Raw genomic sequence first — 22937 nt, 5'->3', positions numbered from 1 at the left:
CTCCACTGCACAGACACTCGGCAGCGACAGGGAATCCGTGACAATCGACATCATGATGCCGTACTACGGTGATCCGACGCTGCTGCGGGCATCGGTCGAGAGCGTCCTCGGACAGACCGATCCCGATTGGCGGCTGGTGGTCATCGACGACGTGTATCCCGACCTCGAGCCTGGGCGGTGGGTCGCGTCCATCCAGGACCCGCGCGTCCAGTACCGTCGCAACGCCGTCAACCTCGGCGTGAACGGCAACTTCCAGGAGAGCATCCACAGCGCGCGCGCCGACTATGTCACGGTCATGGGATGCGACGACATCATGCTCCCCAATTACGTCGAGAGGATGCACGCGACCTTCGCCGCGTACCCGGCCGCCTCGTACGTGCAGCCGGGTGTCATCGTAATCGATGCGGATGGCGCTCCCGCGAATCCGCTCCCCGACCGCGTGAAGTCGTACTTCCGCAAGCAGGTCGTCGAAGATCGGATGCTGTCGGGCGAGACGCTGGCAGCGAGCCTTCTGAAGGGCAACTGGACGTACTTCCCGTCCATCTGCTGGCGACGAGAGGTGGCCCAGAGCCACGGCTTCCAAGCTGAGCTGAACGTGGCGCTCGACCTCGCCCTGCAGCTCGACATCATCCTCGACGGCGGCGTGCTGGTCTACGACGCGGTCGAGAGCTTCATGTACCGACGTCACACCGCCAGTGTGTCCTCATGGTCGGCCAACGACGGTTCCCGATTCGGGGAGGAACGCGACGTGTTGCGGGACGCCGCCGCACGCACACGGTCCGTCGGCTGGAATCGCGCCGCACGTGCCGCGAACTTCCACCTCTCCAGCCGTCTCAACGCGCTCTCGCGGATGCCGTCGGCCGTCGCGGCACGCGACCGGTCGGGCTTCACGAGCCTGCTTCGGCACGTCTTCGCCTGACGCCCATCGCGATCAGGTAGCCGATGTGCACCATGAGCCCGAGCGCCGGCGCGAGTGCGAGGGCGGCGATGGTGCGCGTGATCAGGTCGAACGGAGCGAAGAGCACCGTGATGAGCGTCACGGCGGCCACGACCCACCCGACCAGGAATGCGGTGTGTCCCGATCGGGCGATCGTCGCAGGGCCGGTGACGCAGAGCGCACCGGTGAGCCCTGCCGATGCGACCAGGCCCGCCACGGTCCACCCCGAGACGACGTAGTCGTCGCCGAAGAGCGCGCCGATCACGGCAGGCGCGAACAGCCCCGCCAGCACCGATGCAACGGCCGTCAGGGCGAGCACGCTGAGCAGGATCCGGGTGAGCGCGATCGCGGCGCGCTTCCGGGACTCGCGGAAGTAGACGATGAGGTAGCTCTGCAGGGCGAGGAATGGGATCACCAGCGGCGCCCTGGTGAGGGTGATGTTGAAGATGAGGGCACCGACCTCGGTGGGGTCCTCGCTCGCGGCACTGGCGCCGATGAAGAGCGGGAGCCCACTGACGAGGACCGCGGTCGCCGTCGCACCGACGATGGTCTTCGCACTGTTGCCGACAAGCCCGCGCAGGGGCACGTCGACCCGCGTGCGCCCGCGCACGAACCGCCTCACGATCAGCACGGCGACGATGACGGTCATGGGGATCGGCACCACGACGGCGAGGTCGATCCACACCTGGGCGGCGTCGGACGCGATTGCGATCGAGAGCAGCACGAGCCTGAGCGCCGGGTCGAGGATCGTGACGACCGCGAGCGGAATCCACGCCTTGCGTCCGTACAGCACCCCGCAGACCGCCGCGAAGAATGCGTATGATGCGGCGCCGATGCCGATCGCGACGACATCGACGAACGCATCCTCGCCGAAGACCCGGCCGGCCCAGAGCGGCGCCGTTCCCCACACGATCGCGAGGATGAGCAGGCCGAAGATGCTCGCGAACGCGAAGAGGTTCGTGTTCCGGTCGGGGATCGCCCGAGCCTCTGGCGGATGGCTTGCCCGGGAGACCTCCTGCTGGATGCCCGAGACACCGCCGACGACCAGGTAGAGCGTGGCCCAGTAGGTGCCGAATCCCGCGTACTCGGCTGGGGTGAGCCCGAAGCCCGCGACCGCCTGGATGACGTACCCTGTGGCGCCCGCGATCGCCGTCGCGACGATGACCACCAGGAGCCCGTTGACGCGCCGGCCCGTCTCCCGCACGATCGGCGGCGACGTGGGCTCGCCCGTCTCTTCACTCACCCGTATACCCTAGGCGACACGCGGATGCCGTCCGGCGCAGGGCTCCGCCCGCCCCCGGGGCGGGCGGAGCCCTGCCGTTGGGTAGAATCGACGCCATGCAGACACCCCTCGACGACACGCTCATCGTGTTGCCCGCATTCAACGAGGAGGAGGTCATCGCATCCGTCATCGCCGAGATCGGCGTCAAGCTCCCCGGCGCGAAGATCCTCGTGGTGAACGACGGCTCCAGTGACGACACGACGGCCGTCGCGCGGGCTGCCGGCGCCGACGTCGCGGTACTCCCCTACAACCTGGGCGTGGGCGGGGCGATGCGAACCGGCTTCAAGTACGCGATCGACCACGGCTACCGCAACGTGGTGCAGATCGACTCCGACGGCCAGCACGACCCTGCCAGCGTCCCCGCCATGCTCGAGCGTCTGCAGCAGGCCGACATCGTCATCGGCGCCCGATTCGCGGGTGAGGGTGACTACAGCGTCAGCGGTCCCCGCCGCTGGGCGATGAGCGTGCTCGCCGTGCTGCTCAGCCGCACCACCAAGGCGAAGCTCACCGACACCACCTCGGGCTTCAAGGCATGCGGTCCACGCGCCGTCGGCATCTTCGCCGAGCACTTCCCGGCCGAGTACCTCGGCGACACGATCGAGGCGCTCGTGATCGCCGCGCACGCGGGCTGCGTCATCGAGCAGGTGCCGGTCACCATGCGCCCCCGGGCAGGCGGCCGACCGTCGCACAATCCCTTCAAGTCCGCCGCATACCTGGCACGAGCGTTCATGGCCTATGGCTTCGCGCTCACCCGGCCCGCGGTCACCTCCTAGCCTCGAGGCATCATGAGCATCGCGTCATACATCTTCGGAATCCTCGCCGCACTCGCGACCCTGTTCGTCGTCATCGAGATGCTCCGTCGGCGGCGCCTGCGTGAACGGCACGCCATCTGGTGGCTGATCGCGGGCACCCTGGCGCTCATCATCGGCGTCTTCCCCGCCATCCTCGCCTGGGCGGCGGAGTTGCTGGGAGTGGGAGAGCCGACGAACCTCGTCTTCTTCGTCAGCATCGCCATCCTCTTCCTCGTGTGCATCCAGCACAGCTCAGAGCTGACCGACCTCGAAAGCAAGACCCGGGTCCTCGCGGAGATCTCCGCACTGCAGGACCTCCGCCTCCGTGACCTCGAGGCCGGGCTTCCCGAGGACGGGCGTCACCAGGGCCTGAACGACGGCCGCCCTACTCCCTGACCTCGACGGTGATCGGGAGCCCGCCGCAGGCCTGCTCCAGCTCTGACGAGAGCTGCTCGTCACGCGTCACGACGCGGACGTCCGAGTCCCACGCCTCGACGGCTGAGCAGATCTCGTCGACGTCGCCGCTGTCCAGGAAGTAGGCGTAGCTCCTGATCGACTCCTCGCTCGACAGCGAGTGCAGCTGGAGCAGCCAGAAGTTCGCGAAGGATTCGGCCCACGGCTGTTCGTCCGACAGCCGCGCTGCGATCGTCGGGCCGCCGTCGGCGAGGCTGAAGAGCAGCTCCGATTGATGGTCGCCGGCCTCGGGGTGGCGGATGAGCCCGAGGAGGGGGAACACACCGGACACGCTGGGGCTCGTCGGGCTGACCGTCGCCGCGGTGAGGATCGCGATCGCCGAGGCCGCCACCGCGACCGGCACCACGCGCCAGGTTCGCGTGCGGTGGGAACCCACCCACGCGAAGGTGCCCGCAGCGGCGATGACGGCGAAGACTATGCCCACGATCCAGGCGAACTTCGCCGGGTAGTACCCCCAGAGTTCGGGCTGTCCCGCCCGCTGCCCGACCAGGTAGGCCACCACGCCGAGGGATGCGACGGCGAGCACGACGACGCCGAGCGCCTCGGTCCGACGAGCCCTGACGAAGGCCGCCACCGCGGCGATGCCGATGACGATCGCGACGGCGGCGATGAATCCGATGAAGGTGCTCGCCGGAGCAGCGCCGTTGGCGGCGAGCGCGTGTCCACTGCGCCGGAGGTCGGGGAGCGTCACGAGCACGACATAGCCGACGAGCAGGGCGCCCGCGGCTCCGACCGAGACGACCGCACCGGGCGACTTGGCGCCATGGATCCACCCGCGGATCGCGGCCACGAGGGCGAGCGCGGCCGGCAGCGCAGCGACCGGCGCCCACGAGGCGAAGAGCACCAGCGTGCTGATCAGGAGGCCGACGGTCGCGAGGACCGGGTGCCGGTTCGATACGGTCCACAGCATCCAGGCCGCGAGCATCACGACGATCACCGGGACGACGTTGAAGAAGCCGAACTGGATGACGTATCCCGAGACGAACCAGGTCAGCGGGATGAGCCCGCCGATGACACCGCCGACGACGACGATCGCGATGCGGCGGCCGATCCCACCCCGCGCGGTCAGGAGGCCCGCGAACGTCGAGGCCATCGCGGTCATGAGCAGCAGCAGTTCCGTCTGCCGAGCGACGTCGTGCTGCAGCGACCCGAGCTCGGGGCGGCCCGGCGCGTACCAGAGGGCCATGAGCCCGTTCGCGAGCGGCGACGGGTTGGGGGTGCTCCACGACGCGATGCCCCCGTCAGCGAGGATGAGCCGCGACGACACGGTGTTCCAGGCGGTGTCGTTGTTCATCGCCCACCCGACGTGCATGCCGGCCCCTGTGCCGAACGCGATGGTCGTCAGCACCAGGAAACCCACCGGCACGACGAGCGCTGCCAGGGCGACCACCAGCTCGCGGCGCGACGGGATCGGCAGGGCGCTGCGGCCGGCCGCCACGATGATCCCGCCGGCGAGGCCGATGACCGTCAAGCCGATCGCGGCGCTCCAGAACAGATCCGAGCCGAGCAGCGGAGCCACGCGCACGAGTACCGCGCTCAGCGCGAGGAGCGCGACGACGCTCAGGGGAAGGCCGACTCGCCACCCCATACGAGTGGCGAGTGCCGTCGACGCCGATGCGATCCCCGCGACGGCGAGCATCGCCGGGGAACCACCGGCGATGCAGACGACGAGACCGATCATCGTCGCCGCGACCAGGGCTCCGGCGAGCGCCGCGCGGGCTCCGCGCGCAGTGGTGAGGCGCATGGGCCGGTCCGTCCTCCCGCCGGCCTGCACCAGCACGTGAAGACCGATCGTCGATCGGTTCGCCGGCCGACGATCGGTAAAGTGTCTACTCAGGTGCGCACCCGTCACCGAGCCGATCCTGAAATCAAGGGAACTTTACTCCATGGCGACTGCGGATCCGTCTTCCGTGTCTCGACGCCCACGACCGCGCGTCCTCCCGACTCGATGGTCGGCGTTCGCGATCAGTTGGCTGCTGCTCGGCATCCTGTCGATCGGCTGGGCGGTCACCACCCCGGTCTCCGCGTCTCCGGATGAGCCGGCGCACATGGTAAAGGCCGCATCGGTCGCGCGGGGCCAGCTGGTCGGCGAGTGGTCCGAGCTCGGTCAGGTCGTGCGGGTCCCCCTGTACATCGCGTACACGCACTCGCGCACCTGCACCGCATTCCATCCAGGCCAGTCCGCGGACTGCCAGGTGGAGCTGGGAGGCGACACCTCGGGACTCGTCGACTCCACCACCACGGCAGGCCTCTACAATCCGGTCTACTACGCGCTCGTCGGATGGCCGACGATCTTCCTCGGCGACGTGAGTGGCGTGTACGCGATGCGGATCGTGAGCGCCCTGCTCTCCTCCCTCTTCCTCGCGTTCGCGGCATCCATCGCCTTCACCCTCACGCGGCGGGCGGTCCCCCTGGCCGCGATGGCGATCGGGGCGCCGCCGATGCTGTTCTTCCTCTCGGGATCGGTGAATCCGAACGCCGTCGAGACCACCGCGACGCTCGCCGTGTTCGCGGCGATGATGGCCATCGTGCGGCAACCCGACCGGGCGCTGCTCGGCGAGCGCGCGATCATCCTCATGGCGAGCGCGGCCGTGGCCGTCAACACCCGGGCACTGTCGCCGCTCTGGGTGCTCATCGCCCTCGCCGTGCCGCTGTTCCTCGCCGGATGGCCGCGGGTGCGCCAACTCGTGCGCAGCCGATGGGTACAGGTCTCGATCGCCGTGGTTGCGGCGGCGACGGCGTTCGCGCTCTACTGGACGGTCTCGACGGCCGCGCTGCCAGGACAGAGCCAGGAGAACTTCCAGGAGTATCCCGGCACCGGAACGAGCCCAGCCTCGGGTTTCCTCCACATGATCCGCGAGTTCTTCGGATACGCCCAGGGCATGATCGGCAACTTCGGGTGGCTCGACACACCGGCGCCGCTGGTGGTCTACTTCACGTGGTCGGTGCTCGCGGGAGTCCTGGTCTTCGGGGGGTTGTCGTTCCTCCGGGGCCGCGCGCTCGGCGCGGCGATCGCCCTCACCGCCGCCTTCGTCCTGGTCCCGGCGGCGATCCAGGGCATCTACGTGACCAGCGGCGGCTACATCTGGCAGGGTCGGTACAACCTCGCGCTCTTCGCGATCCTCTGTTATGGCGTCGGCCAGCTCGTCGCCGAACGACTGTCCGAGTCGGGTACCCGCCTCACCCGACGAGCCCTCGCCTTCACGTGGGCGGGCTGGGCGTATGCACAGATCGTGTGCTTCGCGATCGCGCTGCAGCGCTACGCCGTCGGTGCCGATGGAACGTGGGGCCAGGTGATCCGCGACCCCGACTGGGCCGCGCCCCTCGGCAACCTCACCTGGCTCATCGTCGTCCCGCTCGCGATCCTCGCGGCCGCTGGACTCGCGTGGTCGACCGCGTGGCGCGGTGCAGCCGAGCCCGATCGCGTGATCGCCGCGCCATCACCGGTGCGCGCGCCCTAGCGACCTGCGACGTATTCCTTGAGCTCGGGAAGGGTCATCAGCAACTCCTCCACCTCGGCGACCTCGAGTCGTGTGGTGTTGTGCGAGGTGTAGGCCTCATCCGTTCCGACGCGGTTCGCCCTCTTCGAAGAATGGCCGGTAGTCGAGCGAACGGGTGTCGAGTGAGACCTTGAAGTAGTCGCCGCAGTCCTCGGCGTGGGCCATCTCCTCGGTGCTCAGCAGGGACTCGAACAGCTTCTCACCGTGCCGTGAGCCGATCACCTGGACGTCGGGATCTGGCACCCCGGCGAGGTTCGCGATCGCGCGAAGCAGCGTGTCCACGGTGCTCGCCGGCGCCTTCCGCACGAAGAGGTCGCCGGTGGAGGCCTGTGTGAAGGCGTACTCCACGAGATCGACGGACTGGGCGAGCGACATCAGGAAGCGGGTCAACCCCGGATCGGTGATGGTGACCGGCTTGCCCGACGCGAGCTGGCGAAGGAACAGCGGGATGACCGAGCCGCGCGAGTACATCACGTTCCCGTAGCGCGTGACGGAGATGACCGTGTCCGACGACAGGTTGTTGCGCGCGTGCGCCATCGCCGTCTTCTCCATCAGCGCCTTGGTCATGCCCATCGCGTTGATCGGGTAGACAGCCTTGTCGGTGCTGAGGCAGACGACGGACTTCACCTGGTGCTCGAGCGATGCGAGGATCACGTTCGAGCTGCCCGTGACGTTCGTCGCGACGGCCTCCATGGGGAAGAACTCGCACGACGGCACCTGCTTGAGTGCTGCGGCGTGGAAGACCAGGTCGGATCCACGGATCACCTGGTCGACGCTGCGGGGGTCGCGCACGTCGCCGATGTAGAACGACTACCGGGGGTCCTGCAGCGTGTGCCGCATCGCGTCCTGCTTGGATTCGTCGCGACTGAAGCGGCAGTGCCGCCCCCACTGCGCCGGCGATCCCGTGGGCACGCCGCCCACGGCCGGCCATCGATCGCATGGTGACGAGCGCCGCCAGCACCGACGAGAGCGCGACGAGGCGAGCCAGAGTTCTGCCTGACGTGCGATGTCATGGCGCAGCACCTCGCCGGCGACCTCGCGCCCCGGCGCGATCCACGAAGCCACGAGCTCGTTGATGAGCGGCGATGGATTCGGATGGAGGGCGGGGTCGACTCCGCCATCCCGCTCGGGCACTCTTCATTGTCTGGCTCGGCTGGGCGGCGTGTCAGAGTTACTCGTTCCTCACGGCCCTCAAGCGCTACGCGGTCGGCATTGACGGATCCTGGAGACTGTTCGTCCTCGACCCCGACTGGCAGCCACCGGGGGGAATTGTCACGTCGATCACCGTCAACACTTTGCTGATCGTGGCAACCGCTTGGCTCGCGTGGAAGGAATCCACCCGAGCCTCAGACCGGAACTCTGTCCCACTGACCTAGCGAATTCCGGACCACTCACGATGTTTGGTGGCGGTCGAAAGAATCAGCCGGGCAACTCGTCGCGACACGTCCCCGACCTCGTAGCCAGGTGGGAGGCTCGTTTCCGTCGAATATGTCGCCGCCGTTACCTCTCGCACCCCGGCAATTACCTCAGCCGCGCTCAATCCCGTCATGACAATCGAGCCAGCATCCAGCGCTTCTGGTCGTTCCATGGAATCCCGAATCGTCACGGCTGGGAATCCCAGGATGGCCGATTCCTCACTGATCGTGCCGCTGTCGGAAAGAACGCACATTGCAGACTTCTGCAACTTGTTGTAGTCGAGGAATCCGAATGGCTCATGGAACACGAGCCCTTCAATCGCATCAAATCCGGGGATGGTCCCCAGACGATTCCGGGTTCGTGGGTGCGTAGAGACGAGCACAGGGAGATTCCACTCACGGTGCACGGCCTGCAGTGTCTCAAGGAGCGTGGCGAGCCGGTCTGCTGAATCCACGTTCTCCTGCCGATGGGCGCTCACGAGGAAGAACCTGCCCGCGTCCAGTCCCAGACGACCGAGAATGTCGGAGGCATCGATGAGATCACGATAGAAGTCGACGACCTCACGCATGGGGGAACCCGTCACGACGATCCGTCGCGGATGCAGCCCTTCCGCAAGAAGGTTGCGTCGGGCGTGCTCCGTGTATGTCAGGTTGAAATCGGCCACGTGATCAACCAGTCGTCGATTCGTCTCTTCAGGGACGTTCTCATCGAACGAGCGGTTGCCTGCTTCCATGTGGTAAACGGGGATGTGCATCCGCTTGGCGATGATGGCGGAGATTGCGCTATTGGTGTCGCCAAGGATCAGGACGGCATCAGGTCGCTCGTCGAGCAGCACCCGCTCCGTCTTACGCAGCGTGTCCCCCATGGTGGCGCCAAGGCTGGACGTGTCGACATCCAGGTAATGGTCGGGCTCGCGGATGCTCAACTCCTCGAAGAAGACCTCGTTGAGTTGACGGTCGTGGTTCTGCCCCGTGTGGATGAGGACGTGGTTGACCACTTCGTCCAGTCGCGCGATCGTACGCGACAGTCGGATGATCTCGGGTCGAGTGCCGACGATCGTGGCGACCTTGATCTTCATGGCGCTCATTTGTCGGCCAGGTAAGCCTGGATCTCGGGAAGGGACTTTAGGAGGTCCTCGACCGCAGCCACATCCAGACGCTCCGTGTTGTGCGATGTATAGGAATCGGCCGCACTCACCATCTTCTCTCCCTCCTCGAAGTATGGCGTGTAGTCGAGGGTGCGGGTGTCGAGCGGAACCCGGTAGTAGCTTCCGAAGTCCTGGGCATGAGCCATCTCCTCGGTGCTGAGGAGCGACTCGAACAGCTTCTCTCCGTGGCGTGTGCCGATCACATCGACGACGGGAGCTTTGACACCGACAATGCTGGCGACAGCCTGAACGAGGACGCCTACCGTACTTGCCGGCGCCTTGCGAACGAAGAGGTCGCCCGTCTGCGAGTGCGCGAACGCGTATTCGACGAGATCAACCGACTGTGCCAACGACATCAGGAACCGCGTCATCTCGGGATCAGTTACCGTCAGGGGGTTTCCGGCGGCCAGTTGTGCCATGAACAGAGGGATCACCGATCCCCGCGAATACATCACATTCCCGTAGCGAGTGATGGAGATGACGGTGTCGGAATCGAGGTTGTTCCTCGCCATGGCCACCGCGGTCTTCTCCATCAGTGCTTTCGACATCCCCATCGCGTTGATCGGATAGACCGCCTTGTCCGTGCTGAGACACACCACTGACTTGACGCCGTGATCCACCGAAGCCCGGATGACGTTGGAACTACCGGTTACGTTGGTGGCCACGGCTTCCATCGGGAAGAATTCACAAGACGGCACCTGCTTGAGCGCGGCGGCATGAAAGACCAGGTCAGCGCCGCGGATTGCGTCGGAGACGCTGTGCCCGTTACGCACGTCTCCGAGGTAGAACCTCATTCGCGAGTCCTTGACCGCATGCCGCATGAGGTCCTGCTTGGATTCGTCCCGGCTGAAGATCCGCACCTCGCCGACGCCCTTGGTGAGCAAGTATTTCGCCATCGTCGATCCGAACGAACCCGTGCCGCCTGTGATGGTGACTACTGCGCCCTCGACGTTCCTGTTGTTCATGAGGCCTCTCTGGTTAGGCGGACCGAAACCGCTAAGTCGTTGACCATCTCCGCGATGGTGGGGACGGAGGAGAATCCGGCATCCTTCCACAGGCGCAGGTTGGCCTCCTCATGGATCGTGGCCAACGTACGATCTATGGGATCGCCGGTAACCGTGGGCGTGACCGTCACGCCGACGCGTCCAAATGATCCGAGGATGACCCGCGAGAGCTCGTCCTTAGTCACCTCATCGGCGGGAACCAGGTGCTGGACCCCTGCTATCGGGTTCGACGTCCTGATAATTCCCGCCGAGACCAAGGCGAACGCACGGGCGGTGACACCGTTCCAGCGATGATCCATGTAGCCAGTGAAGCCGGATCCGTCGGGGTGCGAGAGGACCCACTCGAGGAGCGACGTCTTTCCCTTCATCTCGGTTCCGATGATGGAGCACCTCAGATTGAGCACGGCAGGGCTGGGAACCTCTCCCAGACTCTTCGTCTTTCCATACACATCAGTCGCATCGTGCAACGCAGGTTCCACGTAGCGCCCGGCTGCACCGGAATACACACAGTCGGTCGCGATCTGGATGACTCTGAAACCGCGCCTCTCTGCCTCTTCGGCCAACCGATACGGAAACCGAGCGTTGATCGCGATGGCGTTCCGCCGAGAGGACGACGAGGTGTCATCGATGTGCGTCTTGATCACACCGATGCAATTGATGACGTAATCGCCGCGACCCAGATCACCGACGACATCGCCAACATCTTGACGATCCACGTCGAACGCACGGAAGAACGTTCGCTCTTCGGCGGCGACACGCTCGACTTTGCGGGTGGTCGCCGAAACCGAAGCATCAGAACCGAGCAGGCATGCAACGACTGCTCTACCGAGCATTCCCGTGCCGCCGAGAACTAGGACACGGGCACTCATGCCCTCAATGCTAGCCCAGCGCCGGATAGTGTCGCCTCGAAGCTGGCGATCGCTGATTCCTTCGAGAAGGTGCCCTCGACGAACTCCAACTGATGCTGGGCAGCGCGTTCCCGAACCTCGGGTTGATCGAATGCGAGCGCTGTCGCCGCCGTCGCGACTTCCGCTGGATCGCGCCCCCACTGCACGCCGGCCCTATCGCCGAGCACACCGCGCAGACCGTCGAGCGACGTCGACACCGCAGGCACGCCAGCCGCCATGTACTGGAGCACCTTGTGTGGGAACGCCACATGGGTCACGAGCTCCGCGCGGAAAGGATTAATCGCCACATCGGCCATGCGGAGGTAAGCGGGCAGATCAGCGTAGGACACGACACCGGTGAAGAGAACCCTGCCGACCAGGTTCAATCGTTCCACCTGCGCGCGCAACGTTGCCTCCAGCTCCCCACCTCCCACAAGGACGAGCTTGAGATCCGGGTGCTTACTCAATTCCGGTACCAACGAGTCGATGACGACGTCGAGCCCAGAGAACTCGAAAAAGCTGCCCATGTACAGCAGTACCTTGTCGGTCGAGGCAAGCCCCAGTGAGTCGCGAAGGGTGGCGTCGCCAGAACGGTCGGCGGCCTTGCTCGCGAAGTGTGTCAGGTCAACTGGCGGAAGATTCACGACGGTCGGTCCCGTGCGACCCGAAAGGTCGACACAGTACTTCGCCATAGCAGGATTGTTAGCCGACAGCACATCCGCCTTACGATAGATGTACCGCTCAGCCTTCCGGATGAGCGAGGCGAGTGGCGTTGCACGGATCTTGTGCGATACATCCAGAGCGCGGAACACCACCGGGACCCCTCGTCGGTTCGCCATGCCCACGGCCTGCCACCCCGTCGTCGGAACCGCGTAGAGCACGATGACGTCGTACCGTCCGCCTGAGATCTCCGCACGGAGGGCGGGAAGATTGGTGAGCGGGGCGAGGTAGCGTCGCAGCTGGCGACCGCCGAAGGTGGGTGGCGTGACCAATTCGATGCGGGCTTCCGAATATGCCCTCCCGTGAATGCGGGCACGCGTCGTGCGCCAGAGATTCTTGGTCGGCGAGAGCGATTCCGGAAAATGGAAGAATGTCACCTCGTGACCGGCCAGCGCCAGCAATTCGGGGAACTCGTGCATCTCGTAGATGACTTTGCTGGAGTAATTCACCTCGTGGATGAAAAGGATGCGCACCTCGGAAACCTCTCGTCCCAATAACCCTAACCGAGCAGCACCAGGCATCACCCGACCACGGGGCAGTCGGCCGGGGCGCGCGACGCGCCCGCGCGGCCCATGAGATGCGCAGATCGAGAAGCAGGTACTGCATCGCCTCTAGTCGTGCGGCTGCAAAAGATCCCGGACAATGTCCATGCGACCGCGGCTGGCCCACCTGCCATAACCACCGGAAATCACCAATCGCGATATCTTCAACGGCCGTCGCCAGCGGGCGCCGGGAAGTACCGCGCGCGCCTTCAAACTCCGCCTTCAGCTCGGCGGCCGTCCGGTAGTCCGACGGCGCGCCCTGCTCGGACAGGCGGCCAGCGAGCGCGAACGCCCGGGCCGCCAGATCAGCGTTGCGCGTTCCGCGCGGTTCGAGAAGCCGCTTGATCCGATATCCAAGCGTGGGGACTCTCGCACCTATCTGGTTGGTGGAGTGTTGCCGGTAGTCGACAAGTTGCTCGGTTTCCACTGTCAGCGCGTCATGCGCGGCCGCGATGACCACAAGCCATTCGTCGTGAATCCACTGCGATGGAAATGGCAGCGCCGATTGGAGGAGGGAAGCGCGAATGGCCATTGTCGCTCCGGTCGCGAGATTACGGCGCAGGAAGAGGTCGAATGCTTCTCTCTTCTCCGTATTCTCGAGATGTCGTCCATTGCGACCTCCAGCGCCTCGAAGAGCGTGGCCCCACTGAAATCGCCGTCCTCATCGTCGAGTCGGGCGTCGGCGTGAACGAGAAGGAGATCGAGGTCGCTCTCGAACGACTGGAGAAGGATGCCTACCTTCTTGTCGTGCCATACATCGTCTTGATCCGAGAGGAAGATCACGTCGCCAGTGCACGCCTCCATCGCCTGGGCAAAGTTCGCGACCAGCCCGAGAGGCGTGGGATTTTCGAGGATCACGACGTCAAGGTCGACGAGATTCCGGGTCACCGATCGAATGATCTCGAGCGTGCCGTCGCTCGAAGCATCATCGGAGACCACGATCTCGTCCACGGCCCTGGTTTGTCGCAACACCGACTCGAGTTGTCCCGCACGAAGGCCGCGCCGTTGTGAGTGCACATGGCCACCGAGACGCGGAGTCTCGTGCCGGGACCTGTGGCTTCGCCATCACTCATCATTGGGCCGCACCACATCGTAGACATGCAGGGGCAAATGGCCCTGCAAGAGGCTCTCCCGTTCGGCTAAGCACTCCGTGGACGGCGCTTCCTCAACGGAGACGATGTGTTGGACGTTCTCCTGTGCGAACGAGGAGCAAGGGTCCATGGTGACGACTGCGACGTCGGGCTGCGGATTCGACACGGTGGGTTCGCCTGTCCCAAAGGCCCATTGGATATGCGCCAGGCGGTTCCACTCCTGCTCGTAGGAGCCCTCCGGGTCTATCATCGCCCACATCTCAGGGGACGGGTAGGTTTGGACTCCGCTCAAAGACTGAACGTCGGACTCTATGAGCAACGCCATCGCCTCGTACGAACCGATGCCGATCCACGTGCCGGGATCCTCTTCGTCCACCTCCGCGATAGCCCTACCGGCCTCGGTATCACTGAGATCGAAGACTCCGCGATAAACCGGATTCACACCCCAACTCATCACGAATGTGGCCGCGAGGAGCAGCAGCGCTGCCAGCGTTATCAACGGCCGGACGAACAGGAGGCCGACGCAGAGGACAGTGAGGACGGCCACGATCTTCCAATGCGATGCGGCGCCGAGAACCTCAGGGCTGTGCGTCTTGAGGACGTACCAGCCAGCCGAGATGACCAACGTGGTGAACAGTCCTCCGACCAGTCCGACCGGCCACGTCCGTTCACGGGGATGCCTGTCGAGGTAGTCCGCGATGACGGCGAACGCGACCGGCATTAGTACCACGAAGACGATTCGGAACCGCTCCGCGGGTACTCGATCGAGAAAGAACAGATGAGCGACCGCGTCCCACCCCGGGATGAGGAGGTAGGCCGTGGCCGTCAGCAAGCAGGCCAGGAACGCGATAAGCGGCCATTCGAGGCCACGTCCGCGGCGCAACGAGCGGGCAACGAACCAGATCGCGCCTGGCGCTACGAACAGCGCGAGCAGAATGACGGTCGAAGACTCGGAAGGGTTCAGCCCGAGGGCAGTGGTGCCACCAACCGATTTTAGGGATTCGGACCAGGTCGAACCGAGTATGCCTAGAAGGAAGGGATCCCTCGCGAAGGCCGCACCGGTCGGATCGACGCGCTGTCCGGGATAGAGCGTCGACTGGATCGCCGAGAACGTCTCCCAGTGGGAGGACACCCAGCCAACGATCAGGAGGACGGCCGCCGCCGCACTTGCGAACAACGGGACGAGACGCCGGAAGAATGCCGACGCCCCGCTTCTCCACGGCCTGTCGCGCAGGAGGAAGCCGACGCACATCAGCAACAGGACAAGGATCCCGGGAAGTATGAAGGGCACATATAGTCCCATGGCCAACGTCACCGCGGTGTAGCCGATGACGGCTGACCACACGACCCGAACCCAGAGCCTTCCATCCCTGATGATCCATATGAAGCCGGCCATCGCCAACAGGGGCCACGCGACGCACCAGAACGAACTCGCCGTGTACCACCACTGCAGGAACGGGGTGAAGAAGAGGCTGATCGCAACGAGCGCGGCCGTAACAGGTCGTCGTGGCACCAGCGCTACGAGGAAGAGGTAGCAGGAGATCACGAGGGCCAACGCAGGCACCCACCACTGCCATGCGACACCGACATCGAGCCCGAAGAGGAGATGGCCCCATAAATGCGGTCGTAACAATGTTGACCAGTCCCACGAAGGGAGCTCGTTGAGGACGGTCATGTCCGTTCCACCCGGGAACAGCCCGTTCACAGCGGGGAATCCACGAAGATGCTGCGAAACGATCCAGCCTTGTTGGACGAGCCATTCGTCTGAACGAATTCCGCGCGGTACACCCGAGATGAGCCTCGGGTCTGAGCCTGCTCCCAGGAGAGACCAATGCGCTCCTGATGAGGTCCCGCTGATGCCGAGGGCAATGAGGATAGAAGCGGAGAGGGTGGCGAGCGCCGGGAACCAGGTCACCACCCGCCAGTTCGGGAGCCCGGCGGCACTGGTCACCACGAACCCACGATAGAGGTCGCCCATCCGACGCCAGACCTGCTTCGCAGCTGGCTCATCCACAGGCGTCATTGCAGTCTTCCTCCGTCTGGATCCTCGAGTCCGCGGACTCCCGTTCTGCGCGAAGCCACACATGGCCGCGCGCCATCACCCTGCGTCCATCAGCAAAGCAACCCGGCGGAGTCTAGCAACCGGCACATTAGCACTCGCCCTCTCGCAACGTTCTGAGACGATCTGGGCGCCGGACCGCGCCACGACATCGTAGATCCGCACGATCGATGTCCTCTTTCTCGACCGTGAGCCGGAGGTCAAGGCAGGACCTCTCGGGGACGTTTCGTTGAGCAGTGATCACATGATCGACTTCGCGCTGGGCGAAGGTCGAGCATGCGTCGAACGAGGTTAGGACGACGTCGGGCGAGGGCTTGGTCGACGCCGGCTTCCCCATTCCGAACTCCCATGCCACGTGGGCGACCCTCACTCGTCGAACACACCGTGGTGACGACATCGGCGACCCGCACTCGAATCGTCATCAGCGCGACGGTTCCGGGCGTCAGAGTCGAGCAGATCAAAGCTGGCGCCAGAGCGACTCTGAGGCGGGCTCCCTCGACCTTTTCGATGACAATTGCGAGCACCACGGGTAACAGGACGAGGAACCCGATTCGAAGACGTTCGGCCGGTACCCGATCCAAGAGGAACACCCGAGCGACGAGGTCCCAACCGGGAACGGACAGATGGGCCAAGAAGAGAAAATGTGGGCGTCGATCGCAATCGTCAACCAGTCAGTCATCCGATCCCGCCGCAGCGGCGCTACGGCGAACCAGAATGAGGGCCGGGAAAAGGACGAGAGCGAGTGGCAGCACGGATGAGGCTTCCGAGAGGTTCGACCCCAATGGACTCGGTCCGGAGTTGGAGCGAGCGCACGGCTCCACGGTGCGCCGGCGCAGCTCAGGACGTCGTGATCATTTGCGCGGCTCCTCGGGTACAGCCAGCCGAAGCACCTATCCGAGCATGAAGAAGGCGAAGTCACGGAGGCCGGCCACGATGGACAACCATGACAAGCGCGGCGATCACGGGGAACAGAAAAGCACCGGCCGGCGCGGAAGACCGCCCATGGCGGGCTCTAACAGACAGGAGAGTCGGCCGCGAGTGCGTGACAGCCAATCGCCCTGTCCATTCACCCTGCACCCCTCCGCGTTCGTACGGGGAAGCTCGACGGTGCCGCCGCACTATCCCCGATGGCGCCGGGGGTCGTCCGCGCGCTGGGCCCGGACCTGCGGGCAGCCACGCTATCACGTCCGCGTTGTCGCGCCGCTGAGCAGTCCGCTGGGTCGACGGCTCACCAGGAGACAACGCGATCGACGTCGTCGTCGTCCACGTGGTCCATGATGTCGGCCCGTAGGTCTGGATCAACGAGCACCACGACCTCGGGATCGCTCGACAGGATCGTGCGGACGTCACGCGCGAGCTCGACGGGGTCGGACCAGTCCGCGATCGCCATGTCGTCGAGCACAGTGCCGTACGTGTCGGACTGCAGCGACCAGTTGCCGCTCATCGATAGGTGCCACTGGTTGGCGAGACGGAGCTGCTGGTCCCCGGGCAGCGGCGCGAAATACACGGTCGGCGTCCAATCCCTCTCCGCCCGGACTCCTGCCGCCGCGGTCAGGCGCCGAGCCTCGCCGGATTCGCCCGAGGTGAGGATGAACGAGTCCGATCGGTAACGTAGACCCGCCGCCTGCTCGCTGATCTGCCCGCCGAGGGTCGGGCCCACGTAGCCGAATAGCTGCATAACGGCCGTGACGAGCAAGGCACTCCCCAGCACGCGAACGGCACGTGTCGCCCTCGGCGCCGGCGATGCGACGGTTCGACTAGATAGCCCTGCAACGACGATGCACAATATACCGAAACCGATGAGCGCGATGCTCGTTGCGAACTTGGAGAAGTAGTAGGTGAGGCTGCCCGTTGCGAGGAGCTGTTGCACCGCGATGCCAGCCAGGATGACGAGCGCGGTGGCGATGACCAGCCAGGAACTCGACGCCCGACGGGACGAGGTCGCCCCCGGCCTTGCGTCGCGCTGGAACGTGATCGCCACGAGGCCGAGGACGCCGAGCGATACGAGGGCGACGAGGCCCGTCGGGAAGGCCTCGACGCCGCCGACCGTCAGCGTCTCGCCGTTGAGAGAGGACGCAGAGATGACGACGGCCTCGAACGCGGCCGCAGCGCTCGCGGCCAGGATAGCCGCACTCGCGATGGTCCAGACCCGACCCACACACCACCGGCTCCTTTGGAACGGGATGACGGCAATGAACGCGGCCGCGACGCCGAGCGGCACGAGCAGCAGCCAGGTGTGCGCGATCGCGACGAGGAGGCCCCCGATCGCGCCGACCTGCAGCGGGACGAGGACCCGCGGCGTGGACACGGCGACGCAGGCCGACACGACCACGAGCGCGCACGAGAGTACGAAGTTCGGGAAGCCTGCGGCTACGGACGCGGAGCCCGGCCCGAATAGGAACGCCGCGATGACCAGCGCGGACAGGGGCCATGCCAAGAGCGGCCGCACGACGAGGCCCGGAAGCTGCGCGAGGGCTGCCGTCAGCACGACAGTCATGGATATCAGCACGAGGGCGGTGCCTTCGCCGTAGGCGTTGATCCCGCCGTTCGCATACTCGGCGCTGCGACCGGTGAACTCGTTCGCCGCATACGTCAACACGTGGAAGTGCCGCGGATAAGCCGACCCCATAAACGGACTGCCGTCCGGCGCCTGAAGGTCCGCTGCCTGGATCGAGCCCGAGGCGGCCAGATGGGACACCATGAAGAAATGCGCCACATGGTCCCATCCGCTCTTCATGAACAGATTCAGCGTTGTCGTGTCGTTGGCCGATACGAAGAACGGATTGTAAAGCCACAGGGCCGAAGCTCCGGCCGCGAGGGGCAGGACATCCGTCCAACGGAACCGCGGCACCAGGCGCTTCACACGGTCCACCGGACGTGCCGCGACGGCGATCCAGAAGGCGAACACGCCCCAGGCGGAGGCGAGGAACCACGTCGCCCGATCCGTCATGTCGAACAGGTCGAACCACCAGAGCAGCGGAAGCCACCCGATCAGGAGCGCGCCCCCGATCGCCAGACGGCGCGAGAGGCTCTGCGACAGCGGGACGAGCACGACCAGACACGCGAGCGTCAGGATGCCGCGCGTGCCGTTGAGCAGGTCGGCGCCCCGAGCCAGAAGGATCATGCCAGCGACGGCGAGACCGATCACCGCCGCGACGGCGATGCGTAGGATCTGCTTCATCGCGGCCGGCCGATTTGCTGCGCGACCGTTCTCGGTACCGCGCACCCCACGTCCCCCTCGGGCACCGTCGCTCACGGGACGGTGACGGTCTTGCATCCGACCGAGACGTTGCTGCCTGCAGAGGTGTTGATGCCGTACGCGCACACCGCATGCGAGCCGGATGACGCGGGCACGGTCACCGAGAAGCCGTGCTTGGCGCCGTAGGCCGGGAATGCCGCCGCGAGGTCGGGGCGATCGCCGTCCGCCGTGAAGGCGTAGCCGCTCGTGTCGACGTAGACGTGCACCGGGATGGACGCCGCCGTGTCGGGATCGTAAGTCCACCCGGTCAAGGTGATGTTGCCCGCGCTCACCGTCACGGCGTCGACGACGCCGACGGGCGAGCCGCTCATGCCCGCGACGGTGCGACAGGCGAGCGCCTTGTTGCCTCCGGGCGCCGCGATGTCGATGCCGTACGCGCAGACGGAGTTCAGCCCCGGGCTCGCGGGCACGGTGATCGAGTAGCCGTGCGCGGCGCCGTAGCCCGGATATGCCGCCGCGACGTCCGCACGCGGCTGATCGGCGGTCCCCGCGATTCCGTTCGCGTTGGCGTACACGTGCACCGGCGCAGAGGAGGTGGAATCGGGATCGAACGCCCAGCCCGAGACCGTGAAGGCGCCGGGCGTCGCGACGACGGCGTCGACGACTCCGATCGGGGCGCCGCTCATCACATTCACGGTGCGGCAACCGAGGAGCTTGTTCGCCCCGATCCCCGACGTCTCGATGCCGTAGGCGCATACGGTGTGCACCCCCAGACCCACAGGGACCGTCCGCACGAAGCCGTGGGCGCCGCCGTAGGCAGGGTAGATGGCCGCGATATCGGACCGCGCGTCATCCGCGGTGAATGCGTACCCGGACGAGTCGACGTAGATGTGGACGGGCGTCGAGGCGGTGGTGTCGGGATCGAACGCCCACCCCGACACGCTCACGACGCCGGCTGCAGCCGTGACCGAGTCGATCGCGCCGGTCGGCGAGCCGGTCATGCCGGGAACGACCGGGCAGCCGAACAGCACGTTGCGTCCGACACCCAGGTTGATGCCGTAGATGCAGACGGTCTGCGCTCCCTCGCTCGTCGTCGGCAGGGTGGCGTCGAAACCGTGGGCCGACCCCATCGCGGGCCATGTGGCGCCGACGTCGGGTCGGATGTTGGTCGCGTGCAGTGCGGTGCCGACCCCGTTGATGTAGACGTGCACGTCGATCGACGCGGACGTGTCGGGATCCCATGCCCAGCCCGCCACGCGCACATGGCCGGGAAGTGCCTGCACGACGTCGACGCTGCCGACGGGGTTGCTGCCCGATGTCGGGTCACCGAACCAGTTGTTGTAGAAGACCCAGAAGTTGCGGTTGCCGTACGAGCTGCACGCGTCGCCGGTGCCGCCCAGGTTGGCGAGGGCGGCAGCGTTCGGCGTGTAGGGCGTGTAGTAGTAGAGCGCCGCGGTCGCACGGTTGCGGATGAGCACGTTCTTCGAACCGCAGGCCGCGTTCGGGTGGTAGCGGATTGCGTTGACCTCGCCCACGCGGATGTAGGTGAACGAGCCGCCGGGGTTGCCGTACCAGGTCAGCTGGCGCGCGGCCGCGAAGACCTGATTGAAGAAGCCGTAGTAGGTCGAGTCGCACGCGGCGGTGTCGGGGCATCCGTAGCCCATGGCCTTCCGCATGACGCCGTCGGACGGCGCCCGATCGGAGATCAGCGACTGCTCTTTCTGGAGCGTCGTGAGGATGACCTTTGCGCTCAGGCCGCACGCCTGCTGCACCTTGAAGATGATCCGCGCGGCCGACTCAGCGGGAGCACCGGTGTATGTCGCACACGTGCCGAACCCCCAGGTGCGGGTCGGCGTGTCGGCCGTGTAGGCGGCCAGGCAGTTCGTGTTCGCGCACGAGCCGACCTGCGAAACTAGGAAGTTCTGGATCTGGGCCTCGGTCATCGCCGCGCCGTCGTAGAACTCGCCGTCGCTGATGATGGCGCCGGGGTCGAATTCCGCCCCGGACAAGGCCTGAGCAGGGGCGGGCAGCGCCACGAACAGGGCTGCGACGGCGCCGAAGATCGCCACGCGGGCCACCAGTGTCCGCCACCGCGCCCGCTTGACCGGTCTGTTCCCGTTGAGGTTCTCAACCTGCACGGCCTGACTCCTAGTTCTGTGCGACGCGCTTCCGGTAGGGACTTGCTCGGAGCACGCTCCGCTAAACGCTACGCCAGGACAGCCGTCGTGCGCGAGAAGACACGTCATGTGGGCCCATTCGGGGCACACCGCGGCCTCCGGTGGTCTAGCGGGAGCCTGCGCCCATGATGGCGGCCAGCAGAGGCCGAGCGAGCGTGCGCGAGTACATCGTCGTGACGTGCTGCTGGTCGTAGTAGATCACCACGTCGACCGCGCTCGGATAGCAGGCGACCGCGTCGCAGAAGTACTGCGACATCTCGATGACCGTGACGTCGGGCACGCGAGCGGCGGCGTCGAGCATGGGCTCCGCTCGGCCGTCGAGGGAGCCCTGTCGCGGGGCCGTGTAGTGGGGGCGCACGGCCCGGTGTCGTGAGGCATTCGGGGACGTTCGCCGCCATGAACGGGGTGTCGCGGATGACGGCGACGCCCATGCCGGCGTTCTCCAGCCGGCGCATATACGACGCGTACCCGTCGACCTGCTGCTCGTACGCGGGGAACTGGTAGTCGTACGACCCGTAGACGACGGGCATGAGCGACGACATGGTCACGAGGTCGGGCTTCTCGGCGATGATGCGCGATCGACTGCTTCTACCAGGCGTTGCACGCCTCGTTGAGGCCACCGGCCGCCTTCATGGGGCCCGCGCCGATCGGGCACGATCCGCGAAGTAACGTGTCGAGTCTCCAGTGCTGCTGATCGGCCAGATCCCTGAGCGGCCGCAGCCAATCCGCGGCGTGCGAATCGCCGATGAGCGCGACGCTGTAGGGCCCGATCCGTACGTGCGCTCGAAGGAGTCGACGATGCCGACGACCAGCGTGCCGGAGTCGCAGTCCGCACCGACCCATTTGCCGTCCCTCGTGCCGCCCATCACGTTGAGTGGTCGGGTCGGCGTGAAGGGGTCCGAGCAGTCGGGTCCCTCGAAGGCCGCCGCGCCTGCACACGGCCCGGTGGCCAGGACGGCCTGCTGCTGTCCGACCGCCAGGGCGGTCTTCGAGGCGTCGTCGATGACCGTGCATCCGGCCAGGCCAACGACGACCGACATGCTGAGCGCCGCCGTCAGGTACGTCGTGCGCCGCCTCAGTACGCTTCGCCGATGGATCGGGTCCTCGACGACGAACTTCGACGCGATCGCGAGCACGACCGAGAGCACCGCGACGGCCACAACCGTCTTCATGCCGATCGGATGCCCGATCACTATCGGTGCGAGGATGATGAGCGGCCAGTGCCAGAGGTAGAGCGAGTACGAGATCTCGCCGACGAACTGCACGGGCCGGGTGCCGCCGACGAACAAACGAGACCACTTCGCGCCGGTCGAGCCCGCCGCGATGACGAGCAGCGTGTCGAGCACGGGAATCGACGCAAGCGCTCTCGGGAAGTGCGCCGCATCCGTCATGAGGAAGATCGAGGCGGCGATGAGAGCGACACCCGCCCAGCTCAGGACTGCCCGCGGCCGCTCGGCGACGGCATCGACGACCCACACCGGCATGAGCAGCGCCAGTAGACCGCCCGCGGCGAATTCCCAGATGCGGTGGGGGCGACGAACAACGCAAGCGAATCGTTCGCCTTGGTTCCCACGACCGACACGAGGAACGAGCCGACGAGCATCGAGCCGAGGGCCAGATCACGGCCGTGCGCCGTACCCTCGCAGTCCGTCGTCGCGTGAAGAATGCGACGGCCACGAGCAAGATCGGCCAGACGATGTAGAACTGCTCT

Annotated in this window: 18 protein-coding genes and 2 pseudogenes; 4 read left to right on the top strand and 16 right to left on the bottom strand. The window is 65.9% G+C overall.

The window, feature by feature from the left end:
* Positions 1-37: 37 nt before the first annotated feature.
* Positions 38-919 (top strand): glycosyltransferase family 2 protein, encoded by an 882-nt coding sequence (locus AC1DZA_RS04380; protein WP_476771856.1) that lies wholly within the window; start codon positions 38-40, stop codon positions 917-919.
* Here the strand turns inward: AC1DZA_RS04380 and AC1DZA_RS04375 are convergent.
* On the bottom strand, positions 888-2180 hold the full coding sequence (locus AC1DZA_RS04375; protein WP_476771855.1) for a lipopolysaccharide biosynthesis protein: 1293 nt from the start codon (positions 2178-2180) through the stop codon (positions 888-890). The two genes, AC1DZA_RS04380 and AC1DZA_RS04375, sit on opposite strands and share 32 nt — an antisense overlap.
* A 95-nt stretch (positions 2181-2275) precedes the next feature.
* On the opposite strand from AC1DZA_RS04375, the gene AC1DZA_RS04370 reads away from it, so the two are divergent.
* Complete coding sequence (locus AC1DZA_RS04370) at positions 2276-2992, top strand: glycosyltransferase family 2 protein (RefSeq protein ID WP_476771854.1); 717 nt, start codon at positions 2276-2278, stop codon at positions 2990-2992.
* A 12-nt stretch (positions 2993-3004) separates the two neighbouring features.
* The gene (locus tag AC1DZA_RS04365) at positions 3005-3406 is read left to right on the top strand and encodes a DUF2304 family protein (protein WP_476771853.1); all 402 of its coding nucleotides are present in this window, start codon (positions 3005-3007) and stop codon (positions 3404-3406) included.
* Here AC1DZA_RS04365 and AC1DZA_RS04360 read toward each other — a convergent pair.
* Positions 3396-5228: a hypothetical protein gene (locus AC1DZA_RS04360; protein WP_476771852.1), complete on the bottom strand. Its 1833-nt coding sequence runs from the start codon at positions 5226-5228 to the stop codon at positions 3396-3398. The two genes, AC1DZA_RS04365 and AC1DZA_RS04360, sit on opposite strands and share 11 nt — an antisense overlap.
* Before the next feature lie 166 nt (positions 5229-5394).
* Here AC1DZA_RS04360 and AC1DZA_RS04355 point away from each other — a divergent pair, with 166 nt between their 5' ends.
* Complete coding sequence (locus tag AC1DZA_RS04355) at positions 5395-6945, top strand: DUF2142 domain-containing protein (protein ID WP_476771851.1); 1551 nt, start codon at positions 5395-5397, stop codon at positions 6943-6945.
* Here the strand turns inward: AC1DZA_RS04355 and AC1DZA_RS04350 are convergent.
* From AC1DZA_RS04350 to AC1DZA_RS04285, 14 genes and pseudogenes are all read right to left on the bottom strand, one after another.
* Positions 6942-7013 (bottom strand): annotated as a pseudogene (locus AC1DZA_RS04350) (hypothetical protein); the annotation flags it as partial. The gene AC1DZA_RS04355 and the pseudogene AC1DZA_RS04350 overlap by 4 nt on opposite strands.
* 28 nt (positions 7014-7041) lie before the next feature.
* Positions 7042-7776, bottom strand: a complete 735-nt coding sequence (locus AC1DZA_RS04345; protein WP_476771850.1) for a polysaccharide biosynthesis protein — start codon at positions 7774-7776, stop codon at positions 7042-7044.
* A gap of 580 nt (positions 7777-8356) precedes the next feature.
* Positions 8357-9478 (bottom strand): non-hydrolyzing UDP-N-acetylglucosamine 2-epimerase, encoded by a 1122-nt coding sequence (gene wecB, locus AC1DZA_RS04340; RefSeq protein WP_476771849.1) that lies wholly within the window; start codon positions 9476-9478, stop codon positions 8357-8359.
* Between the two features lie 5 nt (positions 9479-9483).
* Positions 9484-10512 carry a polysaccharide biosynthesis protein gene (locus tag AC1DZA_RS04335; RefSeq protein ID WP_476771848.1) on the bottom strand — a complete coding sequence of 343 codons (1029 nt, stop codon included), beginning with the start codon at positions 10510-10512 and terminating at the stop codon, positions 9484-9486.
* Complete coding sequence (locus tag AC1DZA_RS04330) at positions 10509-11420, bottom strand: sugar nucleotide-binding protein (RefSeq protein ID WP_476771847.1); 912 nt, start codon at positions 11418-11420, stop codon at positions 10509-10511. The genes AC1DZA_RS04335 and AC1DZA_RS04330 overlap by 4 nt, the downstream gene beginning before the upstream one ends.
* The gene (locus AC1DZA_RS04325) at positions 11417-12631 is read right to left on the bottom strand and encodes a glycosyltransferase (protein ID WP_476771846.1); all 1215 of its coding nucleotides are present in this window, start codon (positions 12629-12631) and stop codon (positions 11417-11419) included. The genes AC1DZA_RS04330 and AC1DZA_RS04325 overlap by 4 nt, the downstream gene beginning before the upstream one ends.
* A gap of 498 nt (positions 12632-13129) precedes the next feature.
* Complete coding sequence (locus AC1DZA_RS04320) at positions 13130-13651, bottom strand: glycosyltransferase (RefSeq protein WP_476771845.1); 522 nt, start codon at positions 13649-13651, stop codon at positions 13130-13132.
* A 114-nt stretch (positions 13652-13765) separates the two neighbouring features.
* Positions 13766-15814 (bottom strand): DUF7657 domain-containing protein, encoded by a 2049-nt coding sequence (locus tag AC1DZA_RS04315; protein ID WP_476771844.1) that lies wholly within the window; start codon positions 15812-15814, stop codon positions 13766-13768.
* A 127-nt stretch (positions 15815-15941) separates the two neighbouring features.
* Positions 15942-16247 (bottom strand): DUF7654 domain-containing protein, encoded by a 306-nt coding sequence (locus AC1DZA_RS04310; RefSeq protein WP_476771843.1) that lies wholly within the window; start codon positions 16245-16247, stop codon positions 15942-15944.
* An 831-nt stretch (positions 16248-17078) separates the two neighbouring features.
* Positions 17079-19076, bottom strand: coding sequence for a hypothetical protein (locus AC1DZA_RS04305; protein ID WP_476771842.1), 1998 nt, complete (start codon positions 19074-19076; stop codon positions 17079-17081).
* Positions 19077-19102: 26 nt separating this feature from the next.
* Positions 19103-21187: a hypothetical protein gene (locus AC1DZA_RS04300; protein WP_476771841.1), complete on the bottom strand. Its 2085-nt coding sequence runs from the start codon at positions 21185-21187 to the stop codon at positions 19103-19105.
* Positions 21188-21332: 145 nt separating this feature from the next.
* Entirely contained in the window at positions 21333-21584 is a 252-nt protein-coding gene (locus tag AC1DZA_RS04295) for an SGNH hydrolase domain-containing protein (protein ID WP_476771840.1), read from the bottom strand.
* A gap of 230 nt (positions 21585-21814) precedes the next feature.
* Positions 21815-22069, bottom strand: coding sequence for an SGNH hydrolase domain-containing protein (locus AC1DZA_RS04290; protein WP_476771839.1), 255 nt, complete (start codon positions 22067-22069; stop codon positions 21815-21817).
* Positions 22070-22362: 293 nt separating this feature from the next.
* Positions 22363-22749 (bottom strand): annotated as a pseudogene (locus AC1DZA_RS04285) (acyltransferase family protein); the annotation flags it as partial.
* Between the last annotated feature and the right edge of the window lie 188 nt (positions 22750-22937).

This window comes from Agromyces sp. P2_B3, assembly GCF_056404815.1.
This window is presented reverse-complemented; position numbering and strand designations above follow the sequence as displayed.

What these genes read in the sequence shown, in the direction of transcription:
- AC1DZA_RS04335 (WP_476771848.1), bottom strand. Translation starts at nt 10,512, where the DNA reads ATGAACAACAGGAACGTCGAGGGCGCAGTAGTCACCATCACAGGCGGC.
- AC1DZA_RS04365 (WP_476771853.1), top strand. Translation starts at nt 3,005, where the DNA reads ATGAGCATCGCGTCATACATCTTCGGAATCCTCGCCGCACTCGCGACC.
- wecB (WP_476771849.1), bottom strand. Translation starts at nt 9,478, where the DNA reads ATGAAGATCAAGGTCGCCACGATCGTCGGCACTCGACCCGAGATCATC.
- AC1DZA_RS04330 (WP_476771847.1), bottom strand. Translation starts at nt 11,420, where the DNA reads ATGAGTGCCCGTGTCCTAGTTCTCGGCGGCACGGGAATGCTCGGTAGA.
- AC1DZA_RS04315 (WP_476771844.1), bottom strand. Translation starts at nt 15,814, where the DNA reads ATGACGCCTGTGGATGAGCCAGCTGCGAAGCAGGTCTGGCGTCGGATG.
- AC1DZA_RS04360 (WP_476771852.1), bottom strand. Translation starts at nt 5,228, where the DNA reads ATGCGCCTCACCACTGCGCGCGGAGCCCGCGCGGCGCTCGCCGGAGCC.
- AC1DZA_RS04370 (WP_476771854.1), top strand. Translation starts at nt 2,276, where the DNA reads ATGCAGACACCCCTCGACGACACGCTCATCGTGTTGCCCGCATTCAAC.
- AC1DZA_RS04290 (WP_476771839.1), bottom strand. Translation starts at nt 22,069, where the DNA reads ATGGGTCGGTGCGGACTGCGACTCCGGCACGCTGGTCGTCGGCATCGT.
- AC1DZA_RS04310 (WP_476771843.1), bottom strand. Translation starts at nt 16,247, where the DNA reads ATGTCGTCACCACGGTGTGTTCGACGAGTGAGGGTCGCCCACGTGGCA.